Here is a 19,068-nt window from a genome sequence, read left to right as displayed (position 1 = left end):
ACCGTTATTTTTTCGCAAATCCTTGCTTGTTCAAATAGTCCATCATTTGAGGGAGCGTACTTCTCTGGAGATGTTCTTGGATATGGTCACTCCATCCTTTGACTTTTTTCTCGGTGAAGGGAGGCGTAACCGGACGGTTCTCATAATACTTCAACATGGCTTCATCATAGACGGCTAATTTCTCTCGATCCAGTGGTTGATACTCATTTTCTAGCAAGACCATGGATTGAGGCAGCCGCGGCTTCATCCCAGGTTTCTCTCCTGCCGGGGTACCCAAGCATAACCCCACCAAAGGGATCACATACTTCGGTAATTGCAACTGGTCAGATAATTCGTCGATATTCGCTCGGACCCCCCCGATAAATACACCGCCAAGTCCCATGGATTCGGCTGCGGTTAAAGCATTTTGTGCCATCAGACCAGCGTCGAACGTACCGACCAACAGAAAATCAATATATTCAATATCCACCTCTGGGGCAATTTGATGATTCCGGTTGAAATCTGCACAGAAAATCCAAAACTCTGCGGCTTCTTCAATATAGTGTTGATTCATGCTGAGTTGCATCACTTTTTTTCGCAGATCCTGATCGGTGATTCGAATAATCGAAACGGTTTGAAGAAGACTGGAAGATGAAGTTTGACTGGCTGCTTTAAAGATGGCTTCCAGCTGTTCTTCGGTTATAGGTGTATTGGTAAAAGATCGCACAGATGCATGATTCTGAAGCAATGAAATGGTTTCATTCATGTAATCCATCTCCACATGTATTTGATACAATAAACTAAACATTGGCCAATGTTGTTCTGTCCCAGGACATTGACATTATCATAAAATGTTTCGCTACATCCGCAAAGAAGGCAATAAAAATGCACATAGTACAACTTTTTGTACCTTTAGGGGGAATACAATGAGGGTCTGCAGTGAAGGATTTGATGAAGCGTTTATCGATGAAAACAGGGATATGTACGCGATATCCTTTACCCAATATATACTTTCCGGACGTTGGAAACACTTTATTTTATGGTATCTAAGAGAAGGACCTCGTCGCTATTCGGATATCAAAAAATATCTTGGCGGTTTATCGCAAAGCTCTCTCACCAAGCAGCTTCGAGAGTTGGAGCAAGATGGAGTCATTCAACGTGAAGTTTATCCGGAAGTCCCTCCACGGGTAGAGTACTCGCTTACAGACAGGGGAAAAAAATTACTGCCGATCCTCGAGAAGATGGAAGCCTTCGGAAGAGAATACGGCGGCTAAAAACAAACCCGATCACAGATAAGAATCACTTAGCTACGATCGGGTTTTGTGTTTTACATCGACAGCGAACCCGCCGTCGCAATCTGATGGTACAATCCGTTCACATCCAGCGTGCCAAACACGTTGTTCTGATTGAACACCAACCGCTCCGCCTCCAGCTCCTCCAGCTGCGGCACCCGGCCGTTCACGTAGTCCAGCAGACGATCGCGAGCCGATGCCGCGCGGGCCAGTACACCGCCGTAGCGGATATCGAGCACTTCCCAGCCAAACGGCTTGTACGTTCCAAGCCACAGCTCCCGGTGCGCCACGCGCAGCTCCTCGACCCGACGGCTCAGCTCCGGCAGCGTCTCGTCAGCGATCCGCCGCAGCCCGTCCCGGTCCCCGGCGTCGTAAAGGCGCTTGATCGTCACGCCCAGCGTCGATTTTACGGACAGCGCGGCGGCAAGCTTTTCATAGAAGGCAAACATCGCGGTAAACGGTTCCGTCCATCCGCTTCCCTCTCCTGCAAGGTAACCCCGCCATTTCTCAGCAAGGCCGGCATAATAGTCCGGCAGCGTCCCTTCCATGCCTTCCACATGCTTGTCGAACAAGCCGATCAGCGGATCTTGCCAAAGCAGGAATTTCGACGGATTCGCGCCGTAATAGTTCCCCTCGTAGACCTCCGGCACTTCGTCCATCCCCTTCAACGCTTCGAGCGGTCCAAACAAATCAAGCCCCGTGCAGGCGGCCAGCCGCTTCTGCAGATGCTCGTCCGTCACCTCGCCGTCATGGTACCCGTATTCGGCAAACAGCTGCAGCCCCGGCAAAATTACGAAATGATTCGCCTCGTTCCCGTTGTCGCCCCACGCGGTCGCAAACACCTCGCGCAGGCCGCTCTGTTTGGCTGCCCGCAGCGCGGGGTGCATGGACGACCACGTTTTGCCGTGGTTCGGGGCCATCAGGTTCCACATATGGATGCCTCCCGCAAAAATCGGCTCCGACCCAAGCAGCCGGTGCTTATCAAACACCTCTTTGTACGCGTTCTCGTCCGTCCCCCAGTAGTTCCAGTAAACGAACCGGAGGCCTTTCGGGATTTTGGCCATATTTTCCTCAGAAAAATCCGCCTCCATGTTATACAACCCGCCCTGCACGTCGTTCGACAGCAGGTTGAAATACATGTCGCTCCAGATCATCGGCTCCAGCCCCAGCTTCCCGGTGATCTCCATCACCCGCCCGACATGCTCGTTCATGACCTCGAATCGGTCGCGGAAGCCGTTGTCCCGCAAATACCGGCCAAGTCCCACCTGAAACGCTTCATCCATGCCGATATGGATCCGCTTTGACCGGAACGGCGCCGATGCCGCCCGAATCGCCTGCTCCAGGAATTCGTACGTTGCCGGCGCACCCGGCAGCACGATGTCCGGATGGTCGCGCAGCGGCTCCGCATACTGCCATTTCAGCGCATGAAATAAATGCCCCAGCGTCTGAATGCACGGGATCATCTCGATGCCAAACAACGCCGCGTAATCGTCGCATTCCCGCAATTCCTCCGCAGTGTACCGTCCCCGCATATACCCGAAGTAAGGAAGTTCCGGCACTTCGTACGTGTCCTCGGTGTACATCATCAGCCCGTTCAGTCCCATGACCGCCATATAGCGCAGCATCTGCTTGATCGCATCCACCCGCATCACCGCATTGCGCGACGCGTCCAGCATCGCCCCGTTGTAATCGAAGCTCGGCCGCTCAGTTAGATCAAACGACTCTTTCGTCTTGGCATGCTCCACAAACAACCCCAACGCGCGGAAAAAATGAATCTTCTCCACATATTCAATCCGACCTTTCCCGCCGCTCAGCGAGACCCGCAACTGTCCTGCATCTGGAGACAAGCGCACAACTTCCACCGGTAATCCCGAAGGGTCCATTTGGAATCCGAGCTGGGCCTCCAATTCTTTTACGCCATGAACTAATCCCTCGTCCCATCCTTGAAAAAAAAGCTTCATCCCGTGAACCTCCTCATATAGTGTAAACCCCTGCGCCCAGAGACTCACTGTCCGCCTTCGCGACGATAACTCCGCGGCGAACATCCGGTAATTCGCTTGAACACGCGCGAAAAATAAAACGTATCCTGATACCCCAGCGATTCGCCGATTTCCTTGACGCTTTTCTCCGTGTTCATCAGGACGTTCTTGGCCTCGGCCACCTTCAGTCGGTGAATGAATTCATTCAGCGGATAACCCGAATATTCGTGCACGATCCGCCGCAACGTCGACATCGAAATATGATGCCGCGCCGCCAGCTCCTCCGGCGTTGGACCGGCATACAGCGAAGCGGCAATGTCCTCGATGACCTTCATCACGAACCGACCCCGGTTTCCGGCTTCCGCCTGATCCGCCTGCGACACCAGCTCGTACAGGAACGACTCCAGCATTAGAGAAGCTCGGTCGAGATTGCTCGGCACACCGCTGTCGATCAACATGAACATGAGCTCCATCCGGTTAATGAGGGAGTCGTCGATCGTTGCTTTTTTGACCTGGTCGGGGTGTTGCAGCCAGCTGCCAAGCCATTCCTCCACCCTTGAGCCTTCCACCGTGAAATAATACTCGTCCCAATGCCCTTCCGCGTGTGGACCATACTGAAACGTTTCGTCCGGATACAGGCAAAACCAGGATCCTGCCGTAACCTCCTGCCTTTCCGCGTTGCCGGCCTGGTAATACCCGCTCCCGCCCGTGATCACCACAAACGCCCAATACCGAAACTTTGCGTCTGCACGCTGCATCGTGCGCCCGGGCAGATGACCGGCGTTAACGACGGATAACGATTGGATTTTGCGCCGGCTCGCATCCACCGCGGGATTAAACAAACGAATCGGCTCAGGACTGATCATATAATCCAGATATTTTGTCATCCTGAACATTCTCCCTTTTAAATCGCTGTGCTAAATTAGGGGTGCCTAAATATAGATTTGAATAAATAAAACATATCCTAGCGAATGAATGCTCTCATTGTAGCAAACTCGCGCGGAGAACGAAAGGGTGCACCTGCGAAAAATGAGCCAACTGAACATCGGCCTGGTCGGCACAGGTTCCATTTCCGAGTCCCATCTGCAAGCCTACCGTGCCAACCCGCGGACCAAGCTGCTCGCAATCTGTGACGTGAACGAGGAACGGGCTCGGAGCATGGCAAGCAAGTACGACATCCCGCACGTTTACACGGATTACCGCGATATGTTCGCCAATCCGGAAGTCCAGGCAGTCAGCATCTGCACTTGGAACAACACCCACGCCCCGATTAGCATCGCCGCCTTGGAGGCCGGCAAGCAGGTGCTCTGCGAGAAGCCGCTCTGCATCACTGTGGACGAGGCCCTGCAAGTACAACAAGCCGTGGAGCGGACCGGTAACCTGCTGCAGGTCGGATATGTAAGGCGTCATGCCTCCAACATCGCGGTGCTGAAGAAATTTATCGATGCCGGAGACCTCGGCGAGATTTATTACGCCAAAGCAAGCCTCCTGCGTCGGCTCGGCAATCCCGGCGGCTGGTTCGCCGACAAGTCGCGCTCCGGCGGCGGCCCGCTGATCGACATCGGCGTGCACGCGATCGATCTGTGCTGGTACCTGATGGGCCGGCCCAAGGTCAAATCGGTGAGCGGCAACACCTATGCGAAACTGGGGAATCGTTCGAACATCGAGAACTACTCTTTTTACCAAGCCGCGGACTATGATGCCTCCCTCAACACGGTTGAGGATATGGCCAATGCGTTAATCCGCTTCGAGAACGGCGCGTCGCTCATCGTGGACGTCAGCTTCTCCTTGCATGCCAAGCAAAATTCAGCGCTGATCAACATCTATGGCGACAAGGGCGGCGCCGAAATTGAACCGACGTTGTCGATGGTGACCGAGCGCCACAACACGATCGTGAATATCGAACCGCAGATCACTGCGCCAGGCTTTGACTTTAGCGGAGCCTTCCAGAATGAAATCAACCACTTTGTAGCCAGCTGCCTAGATGGTGTCCCGCCGATCAGCCCAGTGGAGGACGGCGTGGAGATGATCAAAATCCTGAACGCGATATACGATTCGGCCGCCGAAGGCCGTGAAATTCATTTTTAATCTTATGAAGCCCAAGGAGGCGTGAGCACGATGAAGCTAAATAACAAAATTGGCATTATCGTTGACAGCTTTGGCGTAGGCGTGAAGGAAGGCTTAAAGAAAGCGAAAGAAGCCGGAGCCGACGGCGTACAGATTTATGCCGTTTCCGGCGAGATGGATCCGGAGGTTCTAACTGGGCCAAAGCGCAAAGAACTGCGCGATTACATCAACAGCCTGGGGCTTGAAATCTCCGCCTTATGCGGCGACCTCGCCGGCCATGGATTTCAGGATGCCGCCGCCAACCCAGCCAAAATCGAAAAGTCCAAGCGAATTCTCGATCTGGCGGTTGAGCTGGGCACCAACGTGGTGACCACGCATATCGGCATCGTGCCGGAGGACACCAACAGCCCAATTTACGCGGCGATGCAGCAGGCTTGTGAGGAGCTGGGCGTGTATGCGAAGAGCCTGAACGCTTATTTTGCCATCGAGACCGGACCTGAACCAGCTGCCCATCTAAAAAGCTTCCTGGACACCCTCAGCACCAACGGTGTCTCCGTCAACTTCGACCCGGCCAACATGGTGATGGTCACCGGGGATGACCCGGTTCAAGGCGTCAAGATCCTGAAAGACTACATCGTCCATACGCACGTCAAGGACGGCGTTCGCCACCGCACGGTGGATCCGCGCGACGTGTACGGCTTCCTCGGCTACGATGCGATGAGCCACGAGAAAATCGCCGATATGGCCGCCTCCGGTGTGGGCTTCGAGGAGGTGCCGCTGGGCAAGGGCAGCGTCGACTTCCCGGCGTATTTCGCCGCCCTGCAAGAAATCGGCTACACCGGCTACCTGACGATCGAACGCGAAGTCGGCGACAACCCGGAGGAGGATATCCGTCAGGCGGTGAAGTTTATTCAGTCGTTCCGGGGATAAGTTGGTTGCCGCAACATAGAGAGCAGCCGGTCTCACCGCTGTACGCACGGACCCTAATGACCTTATTGGCCACTTTCCTGGCAATTCCCCGCTGTAACGGACTCCAGCGACCTTATTAGGCCCAGCGTTAGGCAATTTGATCGGATTTAGCCAAAATAAGGTCTCCTCAGTCCGTTAAATAAATTCATCGCCCCAAAACGGGCAAATAACGCTTCTGGAGTCCGTTAGCTTGGAACTATCACTAAAGGAGATGGACCTTTCATGAAACTGGGAGTCAGTTCATACAGCCTCTATCAAGCGATGCAGGCCGGATCGATGACGCTGCTGGAGGTCATCGATTGGGTCGCCGACATCGGCGGCGAGCATATCGAAATCGTGCCGCTGGGGTTTAACTTCAACGACGATCCGGGTCTCATCGAGCGGATCCGCGAGCGCGCGGTACAGGCCGGCATCGTCGTGTCCAACTATGCGATCGGCGCCAACTTCATCGTCGACTCGGAAGAGGCTTATGCGGCAGAGATCGCCCGCGTCAAACGCGAGGTCGACCATGCCCATGCGCTTGGCGTCAAGCTGATGCGGCATGACGTCGCCTCCCGGCAGGACACCTCGATTATCCGGTTCCAGGAGGACCTGCCGCGGATCGCGAACGCCTGCCGGGAAATCGCCGATTACGCCGCGCAGTACGGCATCACAACCAGCCTGGAAAACCATGGCTACTACGTGCAGGCCACTGACCGGGTGCAAGCGGTGATCCATGCCGTCGACCGGCCAAACTACAAGACGACGCTTGACGTCGGCAACTTCGTTTGCGTTGATGAGAACCCCGTCGTCGCCGTGAAAAAGAACATCGGCTACGCCTCAATGGTCCACGTCAAGGACTTCTACATCCGGCCCGAAAACCGCGACCCCGGCGCCGGCTGGTTCCGCAGCTCGGGCGGCCAGTACCTGCGCGGCGCCATCGCCGGCCAGGGCGATCTCGACCTGTGGGAGATCCTGCGCATCGTGAAGGCTTCCGGCTACGACGGCTACCTCTCCATTGAATACGAAGGCATGGAGGACTGCCGCCAAGGCACCCGCATCGCCTTCGACAACGTCCGGCGCATCTGGGACGAGGTATAGGCTCAACTCGAACTCCCCGGACACATCGCTCGATTTCGTATACAGTGTTGTGTCAGTAAGGTGAGGTATACTTTGGTATGCCTCATTTTTTATTAGTTTGTTTATGCTGGAGGGTGTAGCCCCTTGCTGTTCGGGAGCTTTTGCATGATTATCCCATTGAATCAGGTGACCACCTAGAGATCAACCATGGCCACTTCTAGCTCACCTTCTCTTGCCACCACCATCCCCATCCCCATCGCCCACACTCTCGCCTTTTCCCTGATCCCTTACCTCATCCCTTACTTCATCCCTAATCTCATCCCTAACCATACTCTTCCTTTGACCCTACCCTAATCATCGGTCCCCCATTTTCTTCACTCCCCCTTCGTTTGCCTTCCACTACTCCTTCGTGCCTTCCACTCACCCTTCACCCTTCACTCGCCGTCCTCATCCTCCTTCCTCCTTCCTCCTTCCTCTTTCTCTATCACCTCTCTGAACAAAAGGGATAATCGCGTAAAAAAGCCCCAAAGACAAAACAAAAAGGTTACCCCGCCATAACATAACAAGTTATGGCAGGATAACCTTTAATCCTTAACTTCCCGGTTCAGGTTCAAGCGTTCCCCTGATTATTACCGGCGAACTCCGATGGTTACGATCTCGCATGGGCCGGCTAGCAGGGACAAGCTGCCTGCTGCGTTCTTGGCCAGCGGTGCCGCTTCTTCTTCGAGAATCGTTGTTTTATAGAAATGCTCATGTGGGATGTTCAGGCCGAGCGTCAGCTCTGATGCTTGCTTGCTCATGTTGAACCAACGCAGCAGCAGGTCGCCGGTCGTCTCGTTCATTTTGAGCGAGGAGAATGCCATCTCTTGGCCTTCCCATTGGAACGGTGTATACGACGGGGACAAGGTTCCCTCGTGCATTTCCGTTTGGCTGAGCGTCCACGGAATCTGGAACTGGTAAGCTTCCGTAAACGCGCCGGACGCAATGCCGTCGCCGTTATGCGGAATCAGTTCCATCCGGGCGGTGTGCACGCCCAGGCACTGTGCTTCCGGCGTCGGGAACAAGCCCCAGTCGCCGAGCTCGCCCACAGAGCGGAGCAACGTCACGGCGATCGTGTTCCGGCCGTCGCGCAGCACTTCATATTCGTTTAAGCCAAGGTTGGCTACGGTCAGACCGGCCCCTTCACCGCTCACGTCCACGAACGCTTGCTGATGTTGGGTGTTGCTTGGGTTTTCCCACTCCGGTGCCGGTTCAATGCTCCGTTCGGCGATTTCAAACATCGAATCCACTTGATGGACCGATGCTTTCAGGTCAGTTGGGAACAAGGCACGGATGCGATGATCCTTCGCCGTGTTATGGATTGTCGTCTCGATGTGAACGCCTTTGCCGGCCGCCTCCAGCGAAATGACCGTACGCAGCTTCAGCGTCGTCAGCTTGCTGCTGCGCTGCGCTTTGCGGTGCGGATAGTAAACCAGCTCGCGCATTTCTTCGTCCAGCTTCTCATCAGCGGACGCCGGGATCTCCCAGTCATGGCAAATTTCCACGGAAGCGCGGTACGGTTCGTCCTCTACGATGCGGATTTGCGCAGCCAGTCCTTTCGTGGTCAGCGGCTTTTCGCCTTCCGGCTGTTTGTACATGTACTCGTTGCCGATATCGCCGGTGTCCTCATAGACGCCGAGATCACGGTACACTTGGCCCGTCGCTTTATCGGTCAATGTAAACGATCCGTCTTCGGCAATTTCCACCTTCAGGTTCTCGTTCTCCATGACCCGGTTGCCCGTGAACAACGAGGCCGGCTTGGTGGCAGCTGCCGCCGATTTCCGGCGCACCCACGCATAGGTGCGCAGACCCAGTGCAGCCACATCGGAAGCCTGGAACGTCAGCTTGACGCGGCGGCACATGTACGGCTGACGGAACTTGTCGTCCGGCAAATCATAGCCGAACAGCAGCCCGAGATCCTCCACCGTGCAAGGCACCGTGTTCCCCTGCTCGTCGACCAGCTCGCGGCCTGACAGGTCGACCGCCTTCATGCGGCGGCCGGTCTCCTCGAGGCCGAGGCCGTCGCGCAAATACAGGCGGGCAGCGTCCAGCTCGATGGACACTGTGCCCGTGCGGCTCCAGCCGGTCGTGTTAAACACGACCAGCGGCAGCGGGTCTTCGCCATACTGGGCGAAGACGGAGGTGTTCACCGCATCCGCGATCACCCGCTTGCTGTCGTCGATGAGCGCCTCAGCAACGTGGCGGCTCTTCGCGAAGCGGGTGACCATCTCGCGGTGAACCTCGTCTACGCTGCATCCGCAAATGCTGTCGTGCGGATGGTTTTGCATCAAGGTTTTCCACGCATACGTAAACAGGTGATGCGGGTAATCCTTCCCGAGCAGATTCGCGATCGAGGCGAGCGGCTCGGCGACTTTTTCCAGCAAGGCCTGGCCGACCTGGTTCATCTGCTTCAGATACACGCGCGAGGAGGCGGTGTTCACCAGCGTCCCCCAACCGTCGGTGCGCTGGCTGCGCAGCTCGCCCTTGACGGTGGACAGCTCGCGGCCTTCCAGCGCCGCTTCCAGCTCGCGCAAATAATCCGGGAAGTTCGAATGGATGAACTTCGTGTCCGGGTACAGCTTCTCCGCCGTACGAATCGCTTCCGGCAGGTCCAGTTGCAGCGGCTGATGGTCGCAGCCGTTCATGAAGAGCAGCTCGCCGGTGGCTGCGTATTTCTCCGCATCCGCCAGCTTGCGATCCCAGAACGCCTTCGCTTCCGCTTCGTCCACCGGCACCTCATTGCCGTTGGAATACCAGTTGGCGAACAGGATCCCCAGCACCTTGGAGCCGTCCGGTCCTTCCCAGATCAGCTCTGAGAAGGAGGACTCATACCCGCCGTCGGATACGGTATTGTTGAAGCCGGTCGGCTTCACGCCGCGGCCAAAAAAGGCGTTACGAATCCCGGATTGCAACATCAATTGCGGGATTTGCCCGACGAGGCCGAAGGTGTCGGGGAAATAGCCGATCTTCGCGGGCGCACCGTATTTTAACGCGTCCTGATGGCCGATTTGCATGTTGCGGATATTCGCTTCTCCGCTCGTTAGGAACGCATCCTGCAAAATGTACCAAGGTCCGATGAGGATGCGGCCTTCGCGGATGTATTTTTCCAGACGCTCCTTGTTCTCCGGTCGTACTTGCAAGTAATCTTCGATGATGATCGTTTGACCGTCGAGATAAAAGCTGCGGAACGCCGAATCGCCGTCCAGCTTATCGAGCAGCGCATCCACCAGCTCAACCAGACGAACGTGATGCTTCTCGTACGGCAAATACCATTCCCGGTCCCAGTGCGTATGGGAGATGATATGGGCCGTTCTTTGCTTGCTCATTTCTCTAACCCCCGCTTTCCTCCGTGGTTTGTAATTTTGTAGATGAGCTTTTGTTCCTCACGCTTCTGTCTCCAGCGGATATTCTTCCATGTACTTCAGCAGCTCGTCCACGGTAGTGAAGGCCAGGCCGGTAACTGTATCCGCACAGCCGTAGTAGATCGCGATCCGGCCGGTTTCGGCGTCAGTCAAAGCGGCGCAAGGGAACGTCACGTTTGGCACGTCGCCGACGCATTCGTACAGCTCTTCTGGACCGAGGATATAGTTACGCGAACGCGCTTTGACGATCCACGGTTTGTCGATGTCCAGCAGGGCGCAGCCCATGCGGTAGACGAAGCCGTTGCAGGTATTGATGACGCCGTGGTAGATCAGCAGCCAGCCTTGGTCGGTTTCGATCGGAACCGGTCCTGGGCCGATTTTTTTCGATTGCCATGCAGAAGCATCGCCGTTAATCGTACCCATCACATAGCGATGTTTGCCCCAGAAGGTCAGGTCTGGGCTTTCGCTGTAGAAAATATCGCCAAACGGCGTGTGGCCCGTGTCACTTGGGCGGCTGAGCATCGCGTAACGTTCACCGATCTTGCGCGGGAACAGCACACCATTGCGATTGTACGGCAAAAAGGCGTTTTCCAGCTGATGGAACGTCTTGAAGTCCGTCGTGTACGCAATACCGATCGTTGGGCCATGGTAGCCGTTACACCAGGTGATGTAGTAGCGGTCGCCGATTTTGCAGACGCGCGGGTCGTAGCGGTATTCCCGTTTGGTCACTTCCTCGTCGCCTTCGAATTGGATTGGCTCGTGGTTGATTTTCCAGTTGATGCCGTCGTCACTGAATCCTGCAAAAATATCCATGCTGACCGAACGCGAATCGCAGCGGAACACACCGGCAAATCCGCCTTCAAAAGGCACGACCGCGGAGTTGAACACGCTGTTGGAGTTCGGGATCGCATGACGCTCTATGATTGGGTTTTGAGAGTAACGCCATACCGGGGCGTTCGAGCCGGCCGGTTTGTCTTGCCAAGGGATATTTTTTAAAGGTTCGCCGATAATTTTGCTCATGGTCAAGTCTCCTTTGAGATATGTGGGATATGAATTGGGGGCGCGTTCGCATCCTAACGGACACTTTCAGCGCCGCTTGCAGATCGATGCGTTACAATATACCTTCCTGCATCGCCTGGTACACCAGCTGCGAGAACAAGCTGTTCGACCAAGCGAACCATTTGCGCGTAAACGTATTTGGATCGTCGGCGTGGAAACCTTCATGCATGTAGCCGGTTCCGGCGTCGGTCGCCTCCAGCATTGCGATCATTTCCAGCTTCTCTTCCTTCGTTTGCGCGGTGAGCCCCTGCATCGACAAGGCCATATGCCAGATGTAATTCTCTGGTGTATGCGGGCTGCCGATGCCTTTGGCTGCTTTACCTTCGAAGTAGAACGGATTCTCTTTGCTCAGGGCAAAACGCCGTGTATTTTGATAAATCGGATCGTCTGCGCTAACGTAGCCCAGGTACGGAATGGACATGAGGCCCGGCGTGCCGGCGTCATCCATCAAGCAGTAGTTGCCAAAGCCGTCGGTTTCGTAGGCGTAAATCGGACCGAATTCCGGATGGCGGTAGATCCCGTACAGCTTAATGCCGTGGTCAACCTCAAACTCCAGTTCCTTCAGTTCGGCCAGGAAGTCCATGTCGCGGAAGACCCACTCGGCGAATTCCTGCATTTGACGCAGCGCCACAACCGCAAACATGTTGCCCGGAATGTTGTAATGGAAATCGCAGGCGTCGTCGCTGGAACGGAAGCCCGACCAGATCATTCCCGTATAGTTCACCGGCATGCCCATTCCGTTGTTCCGCAAGGAATCGGTAGGGATTCCGTTGTTGCGGGTAAAGCGATATGGCGATTTCTCGAAGTGATGCTGCTCGGTTTTGAACACTTCGTAGATTTTCCGCATTGCGGATTTAAAGCCGGCATCAAAAATATCGGTCTGCTCCGTTTCCTTCCAATACGTGTAGGCCAAGCGGACCACGAAGCACAAGGAGTCGATTTCGAATTTGCGCTCCCACACCCATGGGGACATCTCGGTCACGTCAGTTGTATTCCAGTGCCAGTCGTTGGCCGACTCGTTAAATGCGTTCGCGTACGGATCGATATGAACATAATGAATATGGCGTTTGATCAGTCCGCTGATGATCCGCTGCAAATCGGGATCGTTCTTGGCGAACGGCACATAGTGGATTACTTGCTCCACGGAATCGCGCAGCCAAGAAGCCGGGATGTCTCCGGTGATGACGAAGGTGGTTCCGTCGTCCATCAGCTTGGTTGTCGTCTCGAGCGTGTTCGGAAAACAATTCTTGAACAGTTGCAGCAATTTCGGACGATGCGCCAGTTTCGTTTCGGCCTCGGCCAGTACATCCTTAATGGATTGCGGCAATTCCAGCGGCGGCATCGGTATTTTCGGGAGTCTAAATTGTTCCATGAGCTTGTCTTCTCGCTCCTTTATAGGTCATTTCATTTGGCTTCGTTTCGTTTCGCTTCTATGATCTTGAGGGCGGTTGGGCTGGCGGGCGACGGGCAATCTGCAAATTAACGGTAAATCCTACTGCTAATTCACCAGTTTCCCGCTAAATCGTTCATTTAACGGTAAATCGTACAGTTAATTTAGCCTCATTGGCCGAAGTCGGCGAAAATTCGTTAAATTAACGGTAGAAATTCCAGTTAAATTACATCCATCCTAAGAAAACGGCTGAATTAGCGGTACTTTTTCCAGTTAACAGTCTGATAGCTTTCCTGCCACCATTCCTGCTAACCTGCTAGCATTCCAGCTAACGTTCCCGTCAACTATCTTCTGACTATCTTGCTAACCATCCCGTTAACTTGCGAGCTGACTTCCCGCTGCCAACGTGCACCAACCCATCTTCACCCATTACTTCAACTTCAGCGTCTTAATTTCATACGGGGCAAAATCGAGCTCGATCCGCCCTCCGTCCGCCAGCGTAATCGGCTCCAGCTCCCGCTCCAAAGCGTCGGACAGGAACGCCGCCGAAACCGGCTCGTTCCAATTTAGCGCCACGCGTTCGCGGCCGCCTGCCGATTCGTACAGGCGCAGGATCACGCCGTCGCCGTCCTCGGCCAGTTTCACCGTGTCGAGCACCACGTGCTCGCCTGTAAACCCGAGCAACGCCCCGGTGGAAGGCAGCGAGCCTTCATGCGATTCAGCCGCCCATACTGCCGGCGCATGGTTGAGCTCTGCCGCCGCGCGCACCGTGTGCGCAGTCTGCCAGTCGCCTTGGTGCGGGTACAGCGAATACGTAAATTCATGCTCGCCCAGATCGGCGGTCACGTCCGGCCATTTTGGCGCCCGCAGCAGCGACAGGCGAATCGTGCTGCCTTGGATGTCGTAGCCGTATTTGCAGTCATTTAGCAGGCTGACGCCGTATCCGCGTTCGGAAACGTCGGCGAACCGGTGTCCGCACACCTCAAATTGCGCCTGCTCCCAGCTCGTATTGCGATGTGTTGGACGTTCCAGCGCCCCGAACGGAATTTCGTAAGTCGCTTTGTCCGTAACGAGGTCGATCGGGAACCCAACCTTCAGCAGCTTGTGAGCTTCGTTCCAATTCACCTTCGTTTGGAAATCAATCCGCTTGTTGTGATGATACAGAATCAGATCCTGCGTGATTTCCGATTGACCAATACTCCAGCGGAAGCGCAGTACGTCTTGGACGGGCCCGCTTGCAACCAGACCGCTCTCCAGCAATACAGCCTCGCCGGCCGGTTGCTGTTCATAGCGCGGGTCAATGTCCCAAGCATCCCACAGCGTAGGACGGTCGTGATAGAAGTGGAAGCGGTTTGCGCTTTCCCCGGATTTCACGATCTCCCGTCCGGCTTCCTTATCCCACAGGCTGACGATCTCGCCGCGGTCGTTAAATTTCAGGCGGTAGAACTCCGTTTCCCACTCGCCTTGGAACGCTTGGCTTCCGTCCAGGGAATCCGCCTTAGTTCGGGCAACTGCTCCCGCTTCGTTCCGCAGCCAAATCGTCTTGTAGCCAAACGCCGGAACCTCCGGCACGCGGACCCAAGCCGCGGTTTCTCCGCCAAGATCCGTCCGCACATCCAGCTCAAGCCGTGTCCCCTGCTCGTCGTAAGCAACCGCGCCGCTCCGATAAGCTTGTTCCGGAAGGGACACGATCACATCGCGCGTCCAGCCTAGGCTGTTAAAGACGATGTACGGCGTACCTTCGCCCGTGGTCGATACCCGTTCAGCCAAAGTCGTCAGGCCCTGACGCAGCCCGGCGTTTCCTTTCTCAAAAATCTCTCCATATTCTTTCGTCGATGTCTCGTACGCTTCGGTAATCGCCGAACCCGGAATGATGTCGTGGAACTGGTTCAACAGGATCAGCTTCCAGCCCTCCTGCAGCGTTCTTTGCGCCTCGCGTTGCTGATCCTTCGGCATCGCCGGAGCGGCCAACGCGTTCCATAGCTCCGCCTCGCGGTACAGGATCTCCGCTTTGCGATTGCTGCGCTTGTTGCGCCCGTGGGTCGTATACGTCCCACGGTGCAATTCAAGGTACAGGTCGCCGTGCCATGCCGGCAATTTCGGCTGCGCCGCTTCGATGCCAGCAAAGAACTCCGCTGCCGTGCTATATTCGCTTGCCGGCTGACCTACCATCAGCTCAGCGCGGTGAATGTACTCCAGCATTTCACGGGTCACCCCGCCGCCGCCGTCGCCATGTCCGTAAAGCAGCATTTGCTCCGGATGGACCGCTTTTTGGCGATACGATTGCCAGTGATCGTGAACGTCCTTCGGCAACGTATTTTCATTTACGCCGTGGTTCAGATACGACAGCATTGGCGTGCCGTCAATGCCGACCCAATGGAACAGGTCGTACGGGAATACGTTGGTGTCGTTCCAGCCAAGCTTGGTCGTCATAAAATAGCGAATCCCGCCATGCTTCAAAATTTGCGGCAATGATGCGCAATAACCAAACGTGTCTGGCAGCCATTCAATCTCCGAGGTGAAGCCGAACTCCTCCTGATAGAAACGTTGCCCGTACAGCATCTGCCGCATCAGCGATTCGCCGCTTGGCAGGTTCAAATCCGGCTCTACCCACATGCCGCCAACCAATTCCCAGCGCCCCTCCTTGATCCGTGCCTTCACCCGCTCGTACAACTCGGGGTCGTTCTCTTTCAGGAAGGCGAACAGCAGCGGTTGGCTTTGGGTGTAGCGGTATTCCGGGTATTCGCGCATCAGCGCATCAACCGTCGAGAACGTCCGGCTCGTCTTGCGCACCGTCTCCCGCACCGGCCACAGCCAGGCGATGTCGATATGCGACTGGCCGACCATGTGGATCAGGCCTTCGGCATTGCCGCCGATCGCCTTCACCCGCTCGGTGAGCCGCTGTTCCAGCTCGGTAATCGCTCCACCCTCGCGAATCGCTTCCTTGTCCAGCGCCACGAACCCGTCCATGGCGGCATACAGCGCCTCGATCAGGCGGGTGCGCCGAAAATCCTGTTCCGGCAGCAGCACCGTGGCATCGCGGACAACCGTTGCCGTATACATCAAGCTTTGCACCGGCCGGTTCACCAGTACCAGACGGCTGTCGATCCGCGAAATCGGCGGCTGAATCACCGCTTGTTGGTTCAGCGGATCCACCGGTTCAGGGATCGGGTCATACAGCTCGATTTCCAGCGAGAGCGGGCCTTGTCCCGACTCCTGCGGAAGCGTCACGAACATATGGTTCCGGTCCAGGCCCTGGGCCGATTTGCCATTGATGCGCAGCAGACCTTCGCCGCCGGAGGCAAAGATGAGGCCCACCTGCCCGCCGCGCCACCCTTTCGGAATCTCCAGTTGGGTACGGAAGAAATACGTGGTTCCCTGCGTGCTAGGGAAGCGCTCGAAGGCTTGTCCCTCCGAATATTCAGTTTCCTTCGTGTAGCTGCCGGGAACCTGGTATACGGAAGAAGTGATCTCCCACCCGCGCAGCTGGATTTGATCCAGCCACTGGGCTTCCGATAGTTCCCGGATAAAACGTCTGATGCGTTCCATATCAATTAATCCTCCCGCACAAAGAGATTGGCGCTCAGCGTATCATTTACGTTCTTGCCGACGTGCACCCGGAATTCGCCCGGCTCCACCACCGGTTTATAATTCTGGCCGATGTATTGCAGCTGCTCTGGACCGACCGTAAATTCCACGGTCTGGGTCTCGCCCGGTTGCAGGAATATTTTACGGAAGCCTTTCAACTCCTTCGCCGGCCGGGTTACCTTACTTGCAACATCGGTAATATACAGTTGAATGACTTCCGCACCAGCACGTTCGCCGACGTTCGTCACTTCAACCGTCACCTTCGTTGAGCCGTCCTTATTAATCGTATCGGACTCCAGCTTTAAATTGTTATAGGTGAATTCGGTATAGCTCAGTCCGTACCCAAACGGATAACGCGGCTGCGAATCGCCTTCCAGATACCGTTTGCCCCGCGAACGTTTGCCGTGGTAGTAGACCGGAACCTGTCCAACATGCTTTGGAATCGAGATCGTCAGACGTCCCGATGGATTCACGTCGCCGAAGAGGATGTCGGCGATCGCATGCCCGCCTTCTTGCCCCGGATACCAGGCTTCGAGGATCGCATCGGCGTGCTCGTCGATCCACGGCTCGGCAATCGGCCGTCCGTTGATATAAACCACCACGAGCGGCTTACCCAATTTATGAATTTCTTGAATCAGCTCCAGCTGTACGCCGGATAAGCTGAGGTTCATGCGGTCAATGCCTTCGCCGCAATCCATGTCGCTCTCCGCATTGTCGGTCACTTTGGAAGCGCCGGTGCGAAGGTCAATGGTCCCCTCGCCAAAGTCCCGTGCGCTTGAGCCACCCACGACCATAACCACCGTATCCGCCTTCTCCGCGCAAGACAACGCCACGTCAAAACCTTCCCGGGAATTGCCGTTGATCCGGCAGCCCGGCGCATACAGCACCCGTTCCGGCGTTTCAGCCAGCTTGCTGCGGATTCCGCCGAGCACGGTCGTAACCTTGGACCGCGGCTGTGGCGAGGTGTAGTCGCCCAGCTGGTTGTACCCCGCATCAGCGTTCGGCCCGATAACGGCGATGGTACCGGCGTCCGCCGACAGCGGCAGCACGCCGTCTTTGTTCTTGAGCAGCACAACGCCTTCGCTGGCCAGTTGCCGGGCCAGCTCCACATGTTCCGCGCTGCCAATCACCCGCTCGGCCCGCTCTGGGTCGGCGTACGGACGTTCAAACAGCCCGAGGCGGAATTTCAGCGTCAATACGCGGCGTACCGCGCGATCGAGCACTTCCTCCTCCAGCTGTCCCGACCGTACCGCCTCCACCAGATGCTTGCCGAACATCACGCCGGACATCTCCATATCGATGCCCGCGCGGATCGCTTGGATCGCCGCGTCCCGTCCGTCCTCTGCCACATCGTGGCCGGAGGCGAGCATGTCGATCGCGCCGCAGTCGGTGATGACCATGCCGTCAAACCCCCACTCGCCGCGCAGGACGCCGTCCAACAATTCCTCATTGGTCGTACATGGAACGCCGTCGATCTCGTTGTAGGCCGGCATGATCGAAGCCGCACCGGCTTCCACCGCCTTGCGGAACGGCAGCAGGTCGACCTCCAGCAGTTCGCGCCGTCCCATATGGACTGGGCCGGCATTTCGGCCGCCCTCGGAGCTGCCGTAGCCGACGAAGTGCTTCAGCGTAGCCGCCACGCTGTCCTCTCCGTCCAAGCTCTCCCCTTGCAAGCCTTCGACCGAAGCCACGGCCATTTCGCTGATCAAATAAGCGTCTTCGCCAAAGCATTCTTCGGTCCGGCCCCAGCGGGGATCACGCACAACGTCGAGGACTGGAGAATACGTGACCGCGCCGCCCTGGGCGCGCGTCTCCCGGGCCACCGCCCGGCACATCTCGCGATACAGCTCCACGTTCCAGGTGCTGCCGAGCGACAGCGGTACAGGAAACACCGTGGCGCCAATGGCCATATGGCCGTGCGAGCACTCTTCCCCGATCAGAATCGGGATGCCGAGGCGCGAGTTCTCGATGGCGTACCGCTGGATGGCGTTCACCGCCTCCGTACCTTCGCGCGGCGACAAGCCGGTTTCCAGCGTCACGCCCGTCCACGGATCGGCGCGCAGTACGCCGTATAACGAACCGACGCCGCCGTTTTTCACCTGCTCCTTAAACGCTTCGGTCAGCTTAATCTCTCCATCTTTATGCTCATAGGTCTGCCAGCCGAAGGGCTGAACCAGCTGGCCGGCCTTTTCTTCCAATGTCATCAGCCCGAGCAAATGCTCTACTCGTTCCGGGATGGGCTTCGAGCTGTCTTTATATAGCAACATCTCCACCTCGCTCCTTTC

At 56.2% G+C, this 19,068-nt stretch carries 12 protein-coding genes; 4 read left to right on the top strand and 8 right to left on the bottom strand.

Features of this window, described 5'->3' with window-relative positions:
* Window positions 1-4: 4 nt before the first annotated feature.
* Window positions 5-745: an oxygen-insensitive NADPH nitroreductase gene (gene nfsA / locus U9M73_RS20040; protein WP_323078797.1), complete on the bottom strand. Its 741-nt coding sequence runs from the start codon at window positions 743-745 to the stop codon at window positions 5-7.
* A gap of 160 nt (window positions 746-905) precedes the next feature.
* Here nfsA and U9M73_RS20035 point away from each other — a divergent pair, with 160 nt between their 5' ends.
* Window positions 906-1,253 carry a winged helix-turn-helix transcriptional regulator gene (locus U9M73_RS20035; protein ID WP_311202264.1) on the top strand — a complete coding sequence of 116 codons (348 nt, stop codon included), beginning with the start codon at window positions 906-908 and terminating at the stop codon, window positions 1,251-1,253.
* 53 nt (window positions 1,254-1,306) lie between these two features.
* On the opposite strand, the gene U9M73_RS20030 is transcribed toward U9M73_RS20035, so the two are convergent.
* Both U9M73_RS20030 and U9M73_RS20025 read right to left on the bottom strand, forming a co-directional pair.
* Complete coding sequence (locus U9M73_RS20030; protein WP_323078791.1) at window positions 1,307-3,232, bottom strand: beta-N-acetylhexosaminidase; 1,926 nt, start codon at window positions 3,230-3,232, stop codon at window positions 1,307-1,309.
* 44 nt (window positions 3,233-3,276) lie between these two features.
* Window positions 3,277-4,137 (bottom strand): helix-turn-helix domain-containing protein, encoded by an 861-nt coding sequence (locus tag U9M73_RS20025; RefSeq protein ID WP_009223909.1) that lies wholly within the window; start codon window positions 4,135-4,137, stop codon window positions 3,277-3,279.
* A gap of 142 nt (window positions 4,138-4,279) precedes the next feature.
* Between U9M73_RS20025 and U9M73_RS20020 the strand changes: the two genes are divergently transcribed.
* The 3 genes from U9M73_RS20020 (at window position 4,280) to U9M73_RS20010 (ending at window position 7,366) form a co-directional block, all read left to right on the top strand.
* A complete protein-coding gene (locus U9M73_RS20020; RefSeq protein ID WP_323078788.1) occupies window positions 4,280-5,338 on the top strand; it encodes a Gfo/Idh/MocA family protein in 1,059 nt (352 codons plus the stop codon).
* 30 nt (window positions 5,339-5,368) lie between these two features.
* The gene (locus U9M73_RS20015; RefSeq protein ID WP_036644399.1) at window positions 5,369-6,247 is read left to right on the top strand and encodes a sugar phosphate isomerase/epimerase family protein; all 879 of its coding nucleotides are present in this window, start codon (window positions 5,369-5,371) and stop codon (window positions 6,245-6,247) included.
* A 261-nt stretch (window positions 6,248-6,508) separates the two neighbouring features.
* Entirely contained in the window at window positions 6,509-7,366 is an 858-nt protein-coding gene (locus U9M73_RS20010) for a sugar phosphate isomerase/epimerase family protein (RefSeq protein ID WP_009223906.1), read from the top strand.
* 608 nt (window positions 7,367-7,974) lie between these two features.
* Here the strand turns inward: U9M73_RS20010 and U9M73_RS20005 are convergent.
* The 5 genes from U9M73_RS20005 to U9M73_RS19985 all read right to left on the bottom strand — a co-directional run bounded on the left by U9M73_RS20005 (window position 7,975) and on the right by U9M73_RS19985 (window position 19,050).
* Window positions 7,975-10,710 carry an alpha-mannosidase gene (locus U9M73_RS20005; RefSeq protein ID WP_323078782.1) on the bottom strand — a complete coding sequence of 912 codons (2,736 nt, stop codon included), beginning with the start codon at window positions 10,708-10,710 and terminating at the stop codon, window positions 7,975-7,977.
* Between the two features lie 57 nt (window positions 10,711-10,767).
* On the bottom strand, window positions 10,768-11,766 hold the full coding sequence (locus U9M73_RS20000) for a glycoside hydrolase family 130 protein (RefSeq protein WP_009223904.1): 999 nt from the start codon (window positions 11,764-11,766) through the stop codon (window positions 10,768-10,770).
* A gap of 91 nt (window positions 11,767-11,857) precedes the next feature.
* Window positions 11,858-13,177: a glycoside hydrolase family 125 protein gene (locus U9M73_RS19995; protein WP_036644398.1), complete on the bottom strand. Its 1,320-nt coding sequence runs from the start codon at window positions 13,175-13,177 to the stop codon at window positions 11,858-11,860.
* A 447-nt stretch (window positions 13,178-13,624) separates the two neighbouring features.
* Window positions 13,625-16,744, bottom strand: a complete 3,120-nt coding sequence (locus tag U9M73_RS19990) for an alpha-mannosidase (RefSeq protein ID WP_323078780.1) — start codon at window positions 16,742-16,744, stop codon at window positions 13,625-13,627.
* A 5-nt stretch (window positions 16,745-16,749) separates the two neighbouring features.
* Window positions 16,750-19,050, bottom strand: a complete 2,301-nt coding sequence (locus U9M73_RS19985) for a glycoside hydrolase family 3 N-terminal domain-containing protein (RefSeq protein ID WP_323078779.1) — start codon at window positions 19,048-19,050, stop codon at window positions 16,750-16,752.
* Between the last annotated feature and the right edge of the window lie 18 nt (window positions 19,051-19,068).

Origin of the sequence: Paenibacillus phoenicis (assembly GCF_034718895.1) — a bacterium.
In the GTDB taxonomy this organism is placed as follows: domain Bacteria; phylum Bacillota; class Bacilli; order Paenibacillales; family Paenibacillaceae; genus Fontibacillus; species Fontibacillus phoenicis.
The sequence above is the reverse complement of the archived record's forward strand: the minus strand, read 5'-3'. Positions and strand labels throughout refer to the sequence as shown.